The sequence below is a fragment of the Streptosporangium sp. NPDC002524 genome (genome assembly GCF_040295985.1).
Lineage (GTDB): Bacteria > Actinomycetota > Actinomycetes > Streptosporangiales > Streptosporangiaceae > Streptosporangium.
On record NZ_JBEOWK010000005.1, the window covers coordinates 46,618 to 63,522 of the forward strand.

Below are 16,905 nucleotides of genomic sequence, written 5' to 3' on the forward strand. Positions count from 1 at the left end.
GGACAGATGAAAACCCTCGTCCCCTTCCGGACCTCGAAGGCGTTTCATGTTCTTCGCACTAACCGGCATGACACGCATAAGCCGCATACGCGAATAGTGATGACAAATGCTCATTGGCTCGGTCCAAGATGCCTACTTCTGCCAATCTGATGCAGCCGCGCCACGGCTATCTCGTTCTTCCCTGGAGCACCCATGCGTCTCAGAACGCCCGCCGCCTTACTGGCCACCGCCGTCCTCGCGACCGGCCTGTCCAGCGTCACGACCGCTTCCGCCGCGCAGACGGCCCCTGGCGACGTGGTGTACGCCTGCGTCAACAAGACGACCCGTTACGCCCGCATCGTGAACGCCGGCGCGAAGTGCCGGAAGACCGAGTACCCCTTCTCCTGGGGCGGCCAGGGCCAGACCACCGTCTCCGGCCCCGGCCAGCAGGGGGCGACCGGCCCGCGCGGACCCCAGGGGGAGCGCGGCCTGCCCGGCCCCGCCGGGCCGAAGGGCGAGACCGGCGCCAAGGGTCCGCAGGGGGATCGCGGCCCGGCCGGCCCCGCAGGCCCGACCGGTGCCCCCGGCGCGACCGGTGCCCCCGGTAAGGACGCCACCGGCATCAAGTGGCAGACGTTCGACCTGAAGATCTTCGGCATCCCCGGCATCAAGGGACAGATCACCTGCCAGAACGTCTCGAAGGACCCGGCCGTGCTGGAGTGGGACAACTGCAGGAAGGGTGCCCCGCCCGCGTCGACCCCCACCCCGACGCCGACCGTCACCCCCACGGTGAAGCCCACCCCGACGCCGAGCGGGACCCCGACGCAGACCCCCAAGCCGTAACGCGCCCGTAACCCGTACGCACCGAGAGCGCCCGTCCCCATCGCGGGGCGGGCGCTCTTCCCCGTCCCGGGTCCGCGCGCCGGGACGGTACCGGGCCCGCGTACCGGGACAGAGCGACGGCACAACCGGTACGCGGCCCGGAAGCGACCCGGAAGCGGTCCGGAAGCGACCTGGAAGCGGCCCGGAAGCGACCTGGAAGCGGCCCGGAAGCGGTCGCGCAGGTGCGCGCGGGCTCCGGCCCGGCCGGGCCCACCCGGTCGCCGGACGGCCTTCAAACAAGCAAGCGGGTGGTTGGCAATCAGGCCAATACGTGATCTCCTAAAAAACACGAGCCGGGCTCATGGAAATCTTGACGCCATCGGCGCGGCATGTTGTGATCTAGGCAGCAATCATTTCATGGTCATTTAGTAGGAAATGGGGCAGTTGTGAGGGTTCTCCGGCGTGCGGCCGCGATGGTCGCGCTCCTGGTGGGCGCGGTCGGCGTCCAGGTCATCCAGGGCGGGGCGGCGCAGGCGGCCCTGCCCACCGCCGCCGTCGCACTCGGCGACAGTTTCGTCAGCGGGGAGGGCGCGGGGGACTACCAACCCGTCGTCGACACCTCGGGAACGGCACAGGGCTTCCCCGGCTGGTCGGCGGCGAACAGCAACGCCTACTTCTGCCACCGGTCGGCGAACGCCTCGTTCTTCAAGGCGTCGCTCCCCGGCATTCAGGACCGCTTCAACCTCTCGTGCTCCGGCGGCCGGCCCTCCGACATCGCGAACGCCTCCAGCGCCCGCCCCAACGGCCGCTCCGTCGCCTCGCAGCTCGACCAGCTGCGCGCCGTCGCCCAGACCCACGACATCGACGTCGTCCTCATCGGCCTCGGCTCCAACAACAGCCAGTTCACCTTCGGCGACGTGGCCACGTTGTGCGCCAACCGCTTCATCGCCGACGCCTGGACGGGCTGGTGGGAGTTCTGGGCCTACCTGGGCGGCGACGTGCCGCAGGAGCCCTGCACCGTCTCGGACCTGGCCTCCGACGCCGAGGTCGCGGCCGCCACCACCGAGACCACCGCCGCCCTGCGCCAGATCCTCGACACCCTCGCCCAGGTCGACGCCGACGGCGTGCACCAGGTGGTCCTGCAGAACTACACCAACCCGCTGCCGCTCGACGTCGCACCGCAGTACCGGGACGAGGACAACCGCACCGACACCCGCGACAAGTTCCGCGACCTCGGCGCCGAGCGGTACGCCGCCGGCTGCCCGATCCACCGCGCGAGCCTCGCCCCCGGGCACGTGTTCTCCCAGAACCTCGGCAACCTGGTCAGGAACGCCTACAACACGCTGGCGGCCGAGCGTCCGGCGGCCAACCTGCGCGTGCTGGACGTCCAGAAGGCCTTCGACGGAGCCCGGCTCTGCGAGAACCCCGGCAGCCCGGGGAACGCGCTCGCCACACCGGTCCGGGTGCAGGAGTCGCCGAACGGCAACGTCGTCAACAGCCTGTCCGGCTGGGACAAGATCCGCGTCCAGAAGGCGGCGAACACCTGCGTCACCTACTTCCAGACCTGCCAGGAGGCGTGGCACCCCAACGCCGCGGGCCACGTCGTCCTCGGCCAGTGCCTCACCGGCGCCCTCACCGCGGCACCCCGTACGGTCGTCACGTGCGCCCGTAACCCAGCGAACGGCGCACTGACCATCTCCTGACAGCCCCGCCCAACGCACGACGGCGCGCGCCCCGCCCCCGGGACGCGCGCCGTCGTGCGTACCGCGACCATGACCGGAAAAGGCCCGCCGGAGCGACAGGCGCACGACCTCCAGCGACGTACGCACCGATTCGCCGCGAACCACCTCAGACAGCTCCATGTCCCCTGCCTTCCTCATCCCCCGTAGTGTGATCCTGTGACCGGGAACTTCGCGATCTTCCAGGCCTCCGCCGACCACGGGGACGTGCTGGGAGAGATCCACGCGGAGTCCTGGAAGGCGGCCTACGCGGGCTTCTTCGCCCCGGAGTTCTGCGCCGAGGCGGTACGGCACCGGCGCGGGAAGTGGCACGACGTGCTCGCCGAGGGACACGACACCGTCCTGCTCGCCGCGCTGGACGGACGCCCCCTGAACTTCTCCTACTTCGGCTCCTCCCCGACGCGTCCGGGATCGGCCGAGATCTTCGGCTTCTACGGCCACCCCGACAGCTGGGGCACCGGCGGCGCGGGCGTCCTGATGACCGCGACCCTGCGCAGGCTGCGCGAGACCGGCTTCGGCCGGGTGCACCTGTGGACGCTGCGCGACACGTCCCGGTCACGCCGCTTCTACACCAAGAGCGGCTTCACCGAGTCGGGCGCGGTCCGCGGACACGACTTCGGTGACGGCAACCCGATCGACCAGGTCGAGTACGAGTTCGTCCTGACCGGGAGGCCGCAGGAATCGGGAACGACGCCACGGTGACGAACCCGCTCCCCGACGGGTCACGGTGAGAAACGCCCCCTGACCCGGCGGGACGTGTCCCTTCTCCGCGTCGCCACCGGCGGACGGACGGTATCGACGCACCTCACCCGCGACGTCCGCCCCGGCCTGCCGACCGTACCGCCGCCGCCGGTGTCAGGCGGCGGTCGAGCACGAACGGGCCCAGCCCGCCGTCCGGCCCGCCGGTCGTACCGCCACCGGTGTCAGGGGTGCCCCCGAGCGGCATGGTCATCAGGCCGCGGACCCCGTCAGCCGATGTCCCATCTTGACAGGGGATCAGTCGGCGTCGAATACTCGGTTCCGACTGATAGGAGGCGACCGATTGGGCGCGACCAGTAAACGTGCGGTGTCCAACTCGCTGGGGCTGGCGGTGCTGGGATTGCTGATGGAGTCACCCACGCATCCCCACGCCATGGCCGCCACGCTGCGAGAACGTGGCATGGACCGGGTGTTCAAGGTGACGACCGGCTCCCTGTACGACGTGGTCCGGGCGCTCGAGCGTGCCGGGTGGATCGAGACGCGGGAGACGCTCCGGGTCGGCGCCCGGCCGGAGCGGACCGTCTACCAGCACACCGCGCTGGGGCGTGAGGAGTTCGTGCGCTGGGTGGACGAGCTGATCCGCGTCCCGGCCGACGAGTACCCGAAGTTCATGTCGGCGGTCAGCTATCTCGGCGCGCTCGGGCCGGACGGCGCTGCGGCGGCGTTGCGGGAGCGGGCCGGCCGGGTGCGCGCGTCGCTGGAGGAGATCCGGCAGGGGCACCGCGAGGTGCTGGAGGCCGGCGAGGTGCCACGCCTGTTCGTGGTGGAGGCCGAGTACGCGGTGCGGATGCTGGAGGCCGAGCTGGGCTGGCTTGAGGAGATCACCGCCGACATCGGGACCAGCCGGCTGGCCTGGCCGGAACCCGTGACCGGCTGGGTCCGCGGCGACGGTGAGGCCCGACGAGGGAGACGTCGGCACGAGGAGGTTCGATGAAGGTCATGGTGGCCGGGGCGGGACCGGCCGGGTTGATGCTGGCGGCCGAGCTCGCGCTGGCCGGGGTCGAGGTGACGGTGGTGGACCGGCTGCCACGACGGTCGCCGTTCTGCCGCGGTTTCACCCTCAACGCCCGCAGTCTGGAGCTGCTGGACCGGCGCGGCATCGCCGGCCGCTTCCTGGCGGAGGGGCCGACCGTGCCCTACGGCATGTTCGCCGATCCGAGCCGGCCGCTGGACCTGACCGCCATGGACACCGATCACCCGTACGTGCTCGGCATCGCGCAGACCCGGGTCGAGGAACTCCTGGAGCGGTGGCTCGCCGAGCTGGGCGTGGCGGTGTCCTGGGGGCGCGAGGTGACCGATCTCGCCCAGGACGAGGACGGGGTCGACGTGACCGTCCAGGCCGGCGACCGACGGCATCGTCAGCGGGTCGGCTACCTCGCCGGATGCGACGGCAGCCGCAGCGTCGTGCGCAGGCTCGCCGGGATCGGCTTTCCCGGCACCGCGGCCACCACGTTCGGCCTGCTCGCCGACGTGGAGCTCGCCGACCCCGCCGGCCTGCCGTTCGGGATGACCGACGGCGAGCACGGCACGGTGTTCGTCATCCCGCGGCCCGGCTACGTGCGGATCGTGCTCGACGAGCCGTCCCCGCCCGCCGACCGCGACGAGCCGGTGCGGCTGCCCTACTTCCAGCGGATGCTGAACGAGACGCTCGGCCGTCCGGTGGAGCTTCGCGACCCGCGCTGGCTCACCAGGTTCTCCGACGCCGCCAGGCAGGCGGACCGCTACGTCGCGGGACGGGTCGTGCTGGCCGGGGACGCCGCGCACATCCACCCACCGGCGGGGGCCGTGGGGGTGAACGTGGCGTTGGCGGACGCCGTCAACCTCGGCTGGAAACTCGCCGCCACCGCGCTCGGCCACGCGCCGGAAGGCCTGCTGGACAGCTACCACCGGGAGCGGCACGAGGCCGGGGCGCGCGTACTGCGGACCACCCGCGCGCAGGCGATCCTCGGGCGACGCCGCCCGGAGCTCGACCCGGTCCGGGAACTGTTCGGCGAACTCACCGACCTGCCGCGGGTCGGCACCTACCTCGCCGAACTGTCCACCGGGGTGAGCACCCGGTACGACCCCGGGATCCCCGGCGAGCACCCCTGGCTGGGCAGGCTCGCACCGAACCTGAAACTGTCCCTGGGCGACAGGCACACCAGCGTCGCCGAACTCCTCCGGCCCGCGCGCCCGGTCTTCCTCCACCTCGGCGACCACGCCCTGCCGACCGACGCGTACGGCAGAGTGAACACCCACCACGCTCTGCCGGCCGGTACGAACGGCCAGGTGGACACCCACCGCCCACTGCCAACCGACACGGACGGCGGGGTGGACCCCTACCGCCTGCTGCCAGCCGATACGGACGGCGGGGTGGACACCTACCGCCCGCTACCAACCGGCGGGGTGGACACCTACCGCGCCCGGTGCCCCGAGCACCCCGAGCTCGAAGGGCTGCTGCTCCGCCCCGACGGACACACCGCCTGGATCTCCACCACCACCGACCCCCAGCCCACCGCCACCCTCACCACCGCCCGAGCCACCTGGTTCGGTGTCCCGGCACACCTCCCACCCGGCACGAACGAGCGGCCGAGGCCCGGCCCCGACATCACATAAGCCACCCCCGAGCGGATCGGCACCGTCCAGGCGGCACCGATCCGCTCGGCCAGACCTCCCGCACGAGGGCATGGCGACCGGATCCGGCAGCGCGATTCCGACCGGCATCCCCGTACACGCGGACGGCCGGTCGGCGCCACCACGATGACAACCGCCGGACACCTCTATCTCGTACGTCCAGGCTGTCACCCGCGAAACCGATCCCGCTCGGCCTCCCGGTCCAGGACCGCGGAGATCTCCTCCGCTCCCGCCACCTTCCGCAAGCGGGCCACCGCCCGAAAACGAGGTGAGACCGCCGGGGCCCGCTCGGTAGTCTCACCTCAACGCGCGGGGGCTGAGCACGTGATGAGCTCACCCGGTCGTAACCCGGACGCTTCGGCTGTGGCGGTTCGGCTCCGTCCCCCTGCACCGCTCTCGTCGTCCAGCGGCCGAGGACACACGCTCGCTTCGGTGAGCGGCGGGCGCCGGTTCGAATCCGGCCGAGAGCACCACCAGCCGACGGAAGTCCTTGCCGTCTTTCCGGAGAACAAACAGTTCGTTCTCCGGAAAGACGGCGAGGCCAGCGGGGCGGCGGCGAGCCCAGGGGCCGTGCCGCCCCGCCACCCCGCCGCCTCGCCGCCTCCGGCCGATGAGCAGATCAGGACGACCTTCTCACCACGGGCAAATACTTGTGGTTGGCACGGATAGCTTCGCGACCGTGGGGCAGAGGGGCGCGCATGGTGAATCCCCTGGACATCGCGCTGGTCTTCCTGCTCGTCGCCGCCGCGGGCCTCTTCGTACGTTCCTGCACGCGGCAACGCCGTTGAGACAGGGGCACCGCCGCACGGTCACCACGGGTGCCGTACCCGGTCAAGGTGAGGGCATCGCCCTCTCCTGAGTGACCCGCAGGTCGACGACGCGGCCGTCGGGGTCGGTGAGGACGTGCCGTCCGGGCGCGAAAGCCCGGGCGACGGAGTCGGCCGGGACGACGAGCCCGAGGCGCAGGCTTCCGGTGGCGGGACGGCTACCGCCCGCGGGATAGAGCTCGAACACGGTGCCGCCGAGGAGGGCGGCGTAGTGTTCGGGGCCGGTGCCGTGCCGCTCCTTGGCGAAGGTGAGGCCGAGCCCGGTGTAGAAGGCGTGACAGGCGTCGAGCTGATCGGTGTAGACGACGATCAGGTTGGCGTGAATCACGGGATTCTCCTCAACAGCTGTCCAGTCCCAGAAGACGAGTGACGATTCTGTCCCGGGACATGCACGACGCGCGGTCCAAGAGGTGGCGTGGACGCGCGGAGCCGACCGGCACCACCGGCGCAGCCCGACAACCGCCACCTCCATCAGGATCCCCCAGGAGCGGCCCAGCCTCGCCCCGGAGATCACGACCTCGCTTTCACCCCCTCCTCGGCGCGCCCGATCGAACGTGCCGGCGAGAGGAAGATGCGGAGAACCACCCTCAAACAGGCCGGAGTCCGAGATATCCGGGACGTCCGAGTGCGCGACGCTCATCACACGGCCCCGAAATCGGTGAAAGAGGTCCTCGCCTCACATGCTTCCGGGCGGTAGGGAAAGATCGTAATTCTCTCGCCTCGCGCCGAGGCCGGGAACTACTGTCGCGGGCATGGTCGAACACGATGCCTTCACCGTCACCCGCGAGGCCTACGACGACGCCGCTCTCACGTACGCGCAACTGTTCCGCGACTCGCTACGTGACAGTCCCCTGGACCGCGCGATCCTGGGTGTCTTCGCCGAGGCCGTGAGTGCGAGCGGGGACGGAGAAGTCGCGGACCTGGGGTGCGGGCCCGGCCATGTCACCGCCCATCTGGACGGGCTGGGGCTGACGGCGTTCGGTGTCGACGCCTCCCCCGCGATGATCGAACTGGCTCGACAGGCCTATCCGGGCCTGCGGTTCGACGTGGGCTCGATGGCCGCGCTGGACATCACCGACGGCGTACTGGACGGCGTACTCTCACGCTGGTCCGTCATCCACACTCCGCCGCGGGAGGTCCCCGCCATCCTGGCGGAGTTCCATCGTGTGCTGGCACCCGGCGGCCACCTTCTGATCGGCTTCTCGGCGAGCGACGATCCGTCCCACCCGACGCAGGTCTTCGATCACACGGTCGCCCCGGCCTACCGATGGTGGCCCGATCACCTCGCCGCGATACTGCGCGAGTCCGGGCTGGCCGAGGTAGCCCGGATGGTTCGCGAGCCCCAGCCCACCGACCGACGACAGTTCCGGGCGGTTCACCTACTCGCCCGCAAGGCCCAGGCAGAGGCTGTCTCACCGAACACATGACCGCGTCCAACCTGCCGCGCGAGGAGCCGCCGCCGGCCTCCAGCCGTCAACCCACGGCCAGGGCTCACCGCCCCTTCGAACTCCGACCTGGCCGAACAAGGAAACTCCGAGGTGGGCGTTCACTGTCGCGCATCCTCTGAAGGACGACCCCGGCGTATCCCTCACGGGTGCGGCCTCGATGATGCGCGTCCCCCGGCGGCTGGGCGCGCCTCGTGCGGACGCGTACACGTCTGCCGGCACCGCGCAGCAATCAGTGCCCATCATGCGATCGTAAGGACGGTGATCCACCGGTCGGATCCGAAAGTCGGCTTCTCAGCGTGCGATCATGAATTCCATGACGTCGACGAGAAAGGGCCATGCCGCGTAGGCGCCCTTCTACGGTTCGCGCACGAGGACCGGTGTGCGAAACCCACAGAGTCTCGATCCATCATGTCCCCGGCCTCGGACGCCGGGCGATGGCCGCGGTGATCACGCTGGAGCACACCCGCATGCGGCCTGGTGAGGTGGCCGAGGCACTGCTGGCCTGGACGCAGGCGGTCGTCCCCGGTACCACCGACCGGATCGCACCTACCTGCATGTGTCCCGAGTGCTGCGGAGACGAGCCACGCCAACGGCTCGAACAGGCACTCACCATCTTGCCGCACTGGGCTAATCCGTACCTGTACGCCCTGATTCTCCCCATCGACAGACGCTTCATCGCTCGAACCTTGCCGGACCCGCACGCTTCACCCGAATGGCCGTGGTGGCAGCGACGGCGCTGAGCGCTTCGAACTCCTGAAACATACGTTGAACCGACGGTTTTACAGCGGCCAAATCTCCCGGTAGGAAGAGCCCACCACCGCCGATTTCAGAACACGCGGATCGAAAGAAGCCGCCGTCCCAATGTTCACGGCCTCTGACCTGGATCTGACTCGTCTGCCGAAGTTCGCCATAGACAAGCTGGGTTCACCCTGTTGGCTGTACCCATGGCTGCATAGTCCAGCATTCCAGAACACCGACTTGAAAGATTTGGAGACCTTGATCACCAAAGGGTGCTATTGCAGATCAGAACATATCTGGCCTGGCTCCTGAAGTGATCGCGCTAAGGGCCCCGGCCGCGTTCTGGTAGATAATGCGGTCCGCTGCGTCTGCCCGGGATGATGGCTGACGCGACGCACCACATCCCAAGCAACTTCACTATTGGCACTGACACGCAGACCTATCCCGGTGTCGGATTGCTCTCCCCATGAGTGAGCAACAGCCAACTATCTCCTGGACCTTCACGGCGGGCGATCAAACCGAGACCGGAAACCAACGGCTTAGTCTATTTTGGATTTAGCGCCCGACCGTTATCGCTATGATTTCGATTGACGAACGAAAGAAAGAACATCCTCACTCAAAGTGGCCGGTCAAGCCGCGATGCCCTTGCCGAGGCTTACCATGTGTCGGATACTGGATACGCCGATCTATGTGGGACAGTCTCACGGAGGGACAAGACGGTATGGCTCGTCGATGCAAGTCATGCGGGGGCAGTGTCGAACTGCCAGACTGGGGGCGTTCCGTCAAGTCAGCACTTGGCGCCGCATTTTCAGGCCAGCTGTTTGGCACCCTTGGCAGGTCCGCCACAAATCGCGAGACTTCCGGAACGTACACGGAAATGTGGTGCACAAATTGCGGAGACTGCTATTTTAATTGCAGCCTATGCGATGGAATATGGCGCCGCAAAGCGAAGGTCAAGCTCGGGGATTACATAAACTGCAAAAAATGCAAAAGCTTGCTCAAGTATTAGCAGCAATTAGGACGCCTGCGCTGACGGCCCCTTCCAACGGGTGGCACCGGAGGCCTGGGCCTTCACGATTAGAGCGAGTGACGGAAATCGAATCCGCACTGTCAGCTTAGAAATCATCTACTGACCTTACTGTCCTAAGCTGGGAAAAAGATGCGGTTCAGAGCTGGTCGAGTTCCCGTGAATGACCGTGATTCCCTACCTGTTCTGGCACGCGATCAAGCTTCGGATCATGCGTGGACGCGCACACTTCCCCCACCGGATCTTCCTATCCCCCATGCCCCACCCCGGAGGGGCAACAGCTCGGGGATTGAGGGTCAAGGCCGTCTTCGCGTGTACGCCGGCCGCTAGGCGTTCCTCAGCCATTGGATGCCGACGGTTACAGACGGCCTTGATCCGGAGGAGTCGAGATGTTGGGCTTGCCAAGGACATGACAAACGGGAAGATCCGTCCTCACCTTAGCCACCTACGAACCCGGCTCCTGCTGCTGGTGATCATCACGAGCCGAAGCGCCCCGCCGGAGGCCCACTTTTCAACTCAATTGGCACCCTTATCTCCAGAAACTCGTTACCCCTTGGCGAGTTTGGCGCAACGACTGCGAAGGAGCCATGTTTTTTAGGGGATCCAGCGATGAAAAGAACATTCAGCAGACTATTGTGCAGGCGAGGGAGGCACGATTGGAAGACCGGATGATCTTTTCATCTCGTGTTCAGAGCAAATACAGCCGTCAGGAGGCCTAGAAAGGGCGGGAAGCCCTGAGCCGTTTGAGGGCATCGAGCGCGAGGGGTGGTTACTGAAGTACATGTCCGAGAGCCTCCATGACAATGCCACTTCACATATGGCCTACGTGTTCAGGCGTCATGACAGGTAGTGGCTGACGGTGCCGACGTGAGGGAAGCCGTGGGCGCCGCGCAGGGGGCGAAGATGATGGTGAGAGCGCCTCGGCGGTGCGCCGGTGGTCGGCGTGTTTGTTGATACGGTGCGGTGGCCGTACGGCGACGCTCCGCGCAACGCTCGCGCTGTGACCGGCCCCGAGCCACAGCGCACCACGCCGCCGCTTGATGCCTACTCGGAACGATTTAGCTCGTGATCGGCTGGTGTGCTGTTACTCAGGATTTGGTGAAGAGGTTGAGCACCTCGCTGAAGCCATTGGTGAGGCTGTCCAGCAGAGCTTTGCCTTTTTCGGCGGTGGCCAGGGATGGGCGGCCGATGACTCCGTTGTCCGTGTAGGCCCGCATGCCCTTGATGAGGAGATGGCGGCGGTCGTCGGCGATCCGGTCGGCGGAGTGGTAGCCGGGGCGGATCACCTCGGGGCAGGCGTGCAGCAGGAGGGAGGTCTCCAGTTCTCCGGCGTGCATGTCCTCGTGCGTGGAGCTGGTGAGCCGAGCGGCGGCTCGGGCTTCGTTCCAGTCCTCGCGCAAAGGAAACAGCGCCATGCGGCACCCCTCGGCGTTGGCCTCCTGGATGACGTTGCTCAGGACGTAATTGCCGCCGTGGGCGTTGATGACGACCAGGGCGGTGGGTCCGGAGCGGGTGACGGAGGCGTAGACGTCGGTGACGATCGCGTGCAGGGTCCGTGCGGAGATGCTGACGGTTCCCGGCCAGGCGCTGTGCTCGTGCGAGCAGGAGATCGTCACGGGCGGGAGCAGCAGGACGGGGTGAGCGTCGGCGATCTGGCGGGCGATCAGGGTGGCCACGATGGTGTCGGTGCTGAGGGGCAGATGGTCACCGTGTTGTTCGAAGCTGCCGACAGGGAGGATCGCGACCTGGGCGTTGCGATCTCGTTCCTCGGTAGTGGTCGCGGTGGGCAGCAGGGTGGTCACCGGTCTCCTTGTGGCTGGGGTGCTGGCAGGCAGAAGGACTCCGAGAGGATGTCGAGCCTGGTGAGCAAGTCTGCCACGGAGGGGTCCACAACCCATTTGGCCAGGTGGCCGCGTAGTGCTGTGAGCTGGGTAGTGACGCGGCTGGAGTGAAGAGCCTGCATGCGGGAGAGGGCGTCTTCGGTTACCGCGCAGGCGTGTTCGCGTTCGCCCGCTATGGCGTAAGCGGTGGCCATACGGGTCAGGAACAGGACGTGATCGCGTGCCTGGCTGGATTCGGGCCACTGGGAACGGCTGGCCTCGAATATCGGGATGGCCGCGGTGGCCTGGCCCAGCAGGACGCGGGTCGCGCCGGTCTCCATGGCGATGTAGGCGGGGGTGCAGTACGGAGCACGGTCGCCCTCGCTCTGCGCCATCCCCGCGGCGGCTTCGGCCAGAGCCATCTCCGAGTCGCGGGCGGAGTCCGCTGCCTCTCCGAGGTGGGCGTTCGCTGTCGCGCGTGTTCTCAGGATGACCGCTCTGAGCCTGGGAGTGAGGGCATCGGAGTTGGCCAGAGCCGTGTTCGCCAGTCCAAGGCCGTGGCCGTGGTCGCCGGCCTCGATGGCGATGATGCTTTTACGCATGAGGATGTAGGAGATGACGCGCTGGTCACCCAGCTCCATGGCGTAGTCCAGGGCCTTGTTGGTCCACATCGTGGCACCGGTGAAATCACCGAGGACTTGGTGGAGCCAGCCGCAGAATTCCAGCAGTTCGCTGGCGAAGTTCAGAGCTTCGGTGCGGTCGGCTCCTCGGGTCACCTGACAGAGCTGCCCGACTACTGGCACCTGGCTTTGAACCGCGCTGATCAAGAGGGGTGGTCCCATGATGGCCTCGGCCTGGATATGACCGGTGAGGACGTGCCGGAGTCCGGAGATGACGGAGCGGCTGGATGCGCTGGTCAGGCTGGCGAGGTATCGAGTCGGCAGGCCCGCCCTCGACGCCGGCTGATCAGACGGTGGCGAGGTCGGCGTGTGCCGAGGTTGTGGGCTGGCTGCGAGGAGCCGTCGTGGTGCCAATCCGAGAGTCAGCCGGGCGGGGTTGGGCATGTCCAGGCCGTTGGCGATGCGCTCGATCACCTCGAAGGAGGTGACTTGAACGGCTCCCTTCATGATCTCGCTGATCTTGCCCTGGCTGAGATTGACCGCGATGCCGATGCGGGTCTGGCTGAAGCCGCTGTGCTGACGGATCAGCCGGAAGAGCTGCCCGATATCGCGGTCGCGGAGAGCTGCCAGCGTTTCCGGGCACTGCCATAGCTCCGGCGGGATAACGACGGGTTCAGTGGCATCTGCAGGCATGTGCGCCTCCCCCTTTCGCGACTCGGCTTCCGAATATCCAACGCTTGTCACCGAGGGTTATCCCGTCAAGGGATATCGGTTATCCAGCCGCAGTATTGCGGCTCGGGATGGGGCGCGTAAGGCCAGGTGGCGACCCTTGATCCATGAGTGAGCCGACGATGAGGGGCGTGGATCCCGTCACGGTCGTGGTGAATCCGGCGCAGTCGTGCCGCTGTCGGGTTCCGCTGGAGGCGGCGTGATGAGCGGGGATGAGATTCCGGCCATCAGCCGGCAGAAGGCGATCACCCCGGTACGGGCGGCGCGGCGGCTGCGCGATGAGCTGGCCACGTTGAACATTGCCTCTGATGTTCACGATGGGTACGGGCTGGCGCTGGTGTCGGTCTGGTTCGGGCTGGTCATGTGGACCGATGGCCAGGTGTTCCGTTGGTGGGCCGGACAGGAGACCGGACGGGCTCGTCTTCGGCGCTATGCCTTCTGCCCTGCGGGTGATCCGGTGACGGCTGCGCGCCAGGTGGCGAGTCGCTGCGTTGAGCTTCGCGAGCGGGGGCTGGTTCCGGTTCCCGGCTCGAGTGGGTGTGCTCCGCGGTGATCGAGCTGACGGGTTGCTTAAGTCCGCACGTGTCCACACCGCAGGGTGGTCACACGCGGCTGGTCTGGCTGGCCCCTGACAGGGGGACGGCGCGCCTGCGGGTGATCACCTGGACCTGCCGGTGCCGGGCCACGCTGTACGAGCTGTGCCAGGCCGGAGGGCAGGGCTTCATCCGGCGCACACTTCAGCGGGAAGGCAGTCTGGAAGTTCACAAGACCTATCGATGGCCGATCCGGCAGGCCGGCGATATATGGAGGGCGTTGCTCTCCGGGGAGGCCCGGTAGGCGGATGCGGCGGCATGGTCGATCTCGGTCTTTCGTGTCGCCGCATCGCGGGTCGGCGCCCAACTGCAACCCGAACCGCATTGGCAGTGCGGTGCCCTTGAAGATCGAAAAGGCCCTCTCCCAAGACTCGGGAGAGGGCCTTCGAACTGCGGAGGCTCGGGGATTTGAACCCCGGATGGGCGGTAAACCCAAACCGCATTAGCAGCTCGGGTCTCGGTCGTCCTGATCGGTTCAACCTGGACCAATGGGCGCGGCCGGTCTGTCTTGAACGAGGTTGTACGGCGGTGAACTGCAACCCAAACTGCAACCCTCGCAGGGTTCGAGCTGCGCGCCGCGCACGTCTGATCATCGTGTCTGCCTCGACCTACCGCGAAGCGGCAGCGGGCCGACGACCGAGGGGCAAGCCCATCTTCGCGTGTCCGTTCATTCGCCGCCGTTCCTCGTTATGGGAGTCCAGCCATCACGGGTGGGCTTGAGCCGAAGGAGTTGGCCTGATGGACTTGCCTCGGTCGCGACAGAAAGGATGACTACGTTCATTTGGGAACATATCGCCCTATCGTCACTTTGGTGGCCATACCGCACACCTCCGGCGCGCCTCTTAACCCTGCTCGCCTTGAGCTGAGACGCTGCCAGTACTTCCCCCGCTACTCAGTGACCTACAACAGATGAGCGCTCGGTCTCGGCCTGACGTCCGCGTGCAAGATCGTGATCGGCAGTTCGGCGTGTCGGGTGCCTGGATCGCGCTCGCCCAACTATGCTCCCACCGGTAGCCCCCGAGCCAAGAGGACCCTATGCCGTCAGTCGAGTTCATCATCGACGGCATGCCTGTGTCTGCCCAGACGAAGAACGACGCTTTGAAAGCGGCATACTGCAAGAAGGTCGCTCGGGTTGCCCAGAACGCTATGGCCGGATCTTTGCCGTATGTCGTTCCTGTTCGTCTTGATGTCAAGATTTTCTATGTGGGTGGCGTAAAGCCCGACAACGACAATGTGACAAAGCTTCTTCAAGACGTGTTCGAGGGAATTATCTACGCAAATGACAGGCAGATCCACGATACAGTCCTGATGCGCCGAGACATAGATGAACCGTTCCGCATGTCAGGCGTTTCTCCTCTTATTGCGTTTGCCCTCACCGGAAATACCCCTTTTATGTACATTCGAGTGACCACAGAGATCGATAGGGCGGTGATCGAATGATCACCAGCTGGATCGCTTATCGGCAACTCATGGACATAATAAGGAATTACAGGAGCGACGGCTTTGAGCCGGTAGAAATAAATCCCGATTCGGGTGTGGATGCGGCTTTCGTCAAGGAAAACTCGGTTGTTTACGTTCAGATCAAAACAAGAAGGCCTGAATTTTCACACAACCAGCCTTCTTTTGATTTGGCGCCACAGATAGCCGCTTCCCTGAATAATAACGAAGCACGTCTTGATGTTCTATGGCTGCCTCAAGTTCGCCTAACATCAATCGAAGAAGTCGCCGCAAAGATAAGTGAGTCACGAATACTTTCTAGCGGATATCCAGAGCCAGCTTTCCTTTTGTGCTTCGCCGCCACTGAAGCAGCTCTATTCCGGATGACATATTCACTCGCTCCTCTACCTGGAGATTTTTCACTAGGGGCGGCTATCTATGCGCTACGCGATCACATACTTATAGAAGAATCTGATTTCGCATATCTTACGCGGGCTTCAAGTATCCGAAATTCTCTAGCTCATGGACGATTTTCAGAAGTAGAAATTACTACTCAAGACGTAGAAGCTCTGGCCGACATTGCGACGAAATTGAATGGTTCAGTCACGTCTCAAGCCGTTGAATTGCTGGATGAAGTTCTAAGCAGAACTCGCACGCCTGTAGACTCGTCGTCACATTTCATGGAGCAAATACTAGTTAACATCGACAAGCGTTACGCAGAAGGAATAATTTCCCGCGCTACTGAAATTATTCGGAATTTGGCGTCGCCAGCTTAAAATGATTGCAGCTTTTTCGGTGATTTGCGGCATCTCATCGCTCTCACGACTCTATTAGTAATAGAAAATGATCCAAGCTAGCGACATATATTAATCATAAGGTGCTTAGTACAGAGATCGCATGATCGATAGCCATCCAAAAGGTTGGAACTATCGACTCCAAGCACTAGAAGCGATGTCCAGAGAAGCTGCAGCTAAGGATGTATTAATCATGGCCGGCCACGTTGCCTATTGGCGGGACCCGAGAAACGAAGCCCAGAAATTTTAACGGGACGTCACCGCACCTAAACCCATGTCAAAGTCATCGGTGAACGTGCAGATCGAGATGAGACAATCCAGCAAGTCTTCACCTTTTATCTCCAGCAGGAGACCACAGTACATAAGGCCAAAGCCAGCATAGCGTTATAGAGCGTGAGAGTAGATGCTGTGATCCTACTCGTGGTCGATAACGGTTTAGTTGGAGAATTTCAGGCGGTGTCTGTATAGAAGGTCAGCTTAGAGCTGGTGCCGTTGACTACCTGGACGTGTGTTACGTCGTCCCCTGTTTCTGCCATGGGAGGACCTCACGATCACCTCTCAAGCCACGTAACTTCACGTATTAAAGATCAACAGATTAGTCCGCTACACAAGCAACAAATAATTAGCTCTTCATCTCTTACTGCTCAGTAGACGGCGACAAACAGTTTTCCACTTCATCAACAAGTAAATCGAAAGCTTCGGGAAAAAGCTTAACCAGAGTGAATACAAGTTCCGGCCAATACTCGTCTCGCAACAGCTCCGCCGTAATTCGGCAAACCGTCTCGAAAAGTTTCTTCGCGTGATCTCTTTCTGGTCGGTTCAGAATAAAAGTAGCCATGCAAGATGTGAGATTAGCTAGTCCTGTCGCTCGCTTTTGGGAATCAGGGATGTCACGCATCACCTTCTCGGCATAACTAAAGTGGCCAGATTCCATTAATGCTGATCCGAGATCCAGCAAAG

At 64.8% G+C, this 16,905-nt stretch carries 16 protein-coding genes and 1 tRNA gene; 11 read left to right on the plus strand and 6 right to left on the minus strand.

Annotated features, from left to right (window positions below):
• The first annotated feature begins 192 nt into the window (after positions 1-192).
• The 3 genes from ABT053_RS09445 to ABT053_RS09455 all read left to right on the plus strand — a co-directional run bounded on the left by ABT053_RS09445 (position 193) and on the right by ABT053_RS09455 (position 3,242).
• Positions 193-822: a hypothetical protein gene (locus ABT053_RS09445; protein ID WP_350968445.1), complete on the plus strand. Its 630-nt coding sequence runs from the start codon at positions 193-195 to the stop codon at positions 820-822.
• Positions 823-1,247: 425 nt separating this feature from the next.
• The gene (locus tag ABT053_RS09450; protein ID WP_350968446.1) at positions 1,248-2,504 is read left to right on the plus strand and encodes an SGNH/GDSL hydrolase family protein; all 1,257 of its coding nucleotides are present in this window, start codon (positions 1,248-1,250) and stop codon (positions 2,502-2,504) included.
• A gap of 195 nt (positions 2,505-2,699) precedes the next feature.
• Positions 2,700-3,242, plus strand: a complete 543-nt coding sequence (locus tag ABT053_RS09455; RefSeq protein ID WP_350968447.1) for a GNAT family N-acetyltransferase — start codon at positions 2,700-2,702, stop codon at positions 3,240-3,242.
• 103 nt (positions 3,243-3,345) lie between these two features.
• On the opposite strand, the gene ABT053_RS09460 is transcribed toward ABT053_RS09455, so the two are convergent.
• Complete coding sequence (locus ABT053_RS09460; protein ID WP_350968448.1) at positions 3,346-3,492, minus strand: hypothetical protein; 147 nt, start codon at positions 3,490-3,492, stop codon at positions 3,346-3,348.
• 90 nt (positions 3,493-3,582) lie between these two features.
• Between ABT053_RS09460 and ABT053_RS09465 the strand changes: the two genes are divergently transcribed.
• The 3 genes from ABT053_RS09465 to ABT053_RS09475 all read left to right on the plus strand — a co-directional run bounded on the left by ABT053_RS09465 (position 3,583) and on the right by ABT053_RS09475 (position 6,385).
• A complete protein-coding gene (locus tag ABT053_RS09465) occupies positions 3,583-4,233 on the plus strand; it encodes a PadR family transcriptional regulator (protein WP_350968449.1) in 651 nt (216 codons plus the stop codon).
• The gene (locus ABT053_RS09470) at positions 4,230-5,894 is read left to right on the plus strand and encodes an FAD-dependent monooxygenase (protein WP_350968450.1); all 1,665 of its coding nucleotides are present in this window, start codon (positions 4,230-4,232) and stop codon (positions 5,892-5,894) included. The genes ABT053_RS09465 and ABT053_RS09470 overlap by 4 nt, the downstream gene beginning before the upstream one ends.
• 410 nt (positions 5,895-6,304) lie before the next feature.
• Positions 6,305-6,385, plus strand: a tRNA-OTHER gene (locus ABT053_RS09475).
• Positions 6,386-6,743: 358 nt separating this feature from the next.
• On the opposite strand, the gene ABT053_RS09480 is transcribed toward ABT053_RS09475, so the two are convergent.
• A complete protein-coding gene (locus ABT053_RS09480) occupies positions 6,744-7,067 on the minus strand; it encodes a VOC family protein (RefSeq protein WP_350968451.1) in 324 nt (107 codons plus the stop codon).
• Positions 7,068-7,491: 424 nt separating this feature from the next.
• Between ABT053_RS09480 and ABT053_RS09485 the strand changes: the two genes are divergently transcribed.
• Both ABT053_RS09485 and ABT053_RS09490 read left to right on the plus strand, forming a co-directional pair.
• Positions 7,492-8,166, plus strand: a complete 675-nt coding sequence (locus ABT053_RS09485) for a class I SAM-dependent methyltransferase (RefSeq protein WP_350968452.1) — start codon at positions 7,492-7,494, stop codon at positions 8,164-8,166.
• 455 nt (positions 8,167-8,621) lie between these two features.
• Positions 8,622-8,927, plus strand: coding sequence for a hypothetical protein (locus tag ABT053_RS09490; RefSeq protein WP_350968454.1), 306 nt, complete (start codon positions 8,622-8,624; stop codon positions 8,925-8,927).
• Between the two features lie 2,113 nt (positions 8,928-11,040).
• Here the strand turns inward: ABT053_RS09490 and ABT053_RS09495 are convergent.
• Both ABT053_RS09495 and ABT053_RS09500 read right to left on the minus strand, forming a co-directional pair.
• Positions 11,041-11,754 (minus strand): creatininase family protein, encoded by a 714-nt coding sequence (locus ABT053_RS09495; RefSeq protein ID WP_350968455.1) that lies wholly within the window; start codon positions 11,752-11,754, stop codon positions 11,041-11,043.
• Positions 11,751-13,085: a helix-turn-helix domain-containing protein gene (locus ABT053_RS09500; RefSeq protein WP_350968456.1), complete on the minus strand. Its 1,335-nt coding sequence runs from the start codon at positions 13,083-13,085 to the stop codon at positions 11,751-11,753. Before ABT053_RS09500 ends, ABT053_RS09495 begins: the two co-directional genes overlap by 4 nt.
• Positions 13,086-13,323: 238 nt before the next feature.
• On the opposite strand from ABT053_RS09500, the gene ABT053_RS09505 reads away from it, so the two are divergent.
• Positions 13,324-13,674, plus strand: coding sequence for a hypothetical protein (locus ABT053_RS09505; protein ID WP_350968457.1), 351 nt, complete (start codon positions 13,324-13,326; stop codon positions 13,672-13,674).
• A gap of 49 nt (positions 13,675-13,723) precedes the next feature.
• Here the strand turns inward: ABT053_RS09505 and ABT053_RS09510 are convergent, their stop codons facing one another.
• A complete protein-coding gene (locus ABT053_RS09510) occupies positions 13,724-13,846 on the minus strand; it encodes a hypothetical protein (protein ID WP_350968458.1) in 123 nt (40 codons plus the stop codon).
• 903 nt (positions 13,847-14,749) lie between these two features.
• Between ABT053_RS09510 and ABT053_RS09515 the strand changes: the two genes are divergently transcribed.
• Together ABT053_RS09515 and ABT053_RS09520 are read left to right on the plus strand one after the other, a co-directional pair.
• On the plus strand, positions 14,750-15,154 hold the full coding sequence (locus tag ABT053_RS09515; protein WP_350968459.1) for a RusA family crossover junction endodeoxyribonuclease: 405 nt from the start codon (positions 14,750-14,752) through the stop codon (positions 15,152-15,154).
• Positions 15,151-15,927, plus strand: coding sequence for a hypothetical protein (locus ABT053_RS09520; RefSeq protein ID WP_350968460.1), 777 nt, complete (start codon positions 15,151-15,153; stop codon positions 15,925-15,927). The genes ABT053_RS09515 and ABT053_RS09520 overlap by 4 nt, the downstream gene beginning before the upstream one ends.
• 655 nt (positions 15,928-16,582) lie before the next feature.
• Here the strand turns inward: ABT053_RS09520 and ABT053_RS09525 are convergent.
• The coding region (locus tag ABT053_RS09525) for a hypothetical protein (protein ID WP_350968461.1) at positions 16,583-16,905 on the minus strand (323 nt) is incomplete at its 5' end.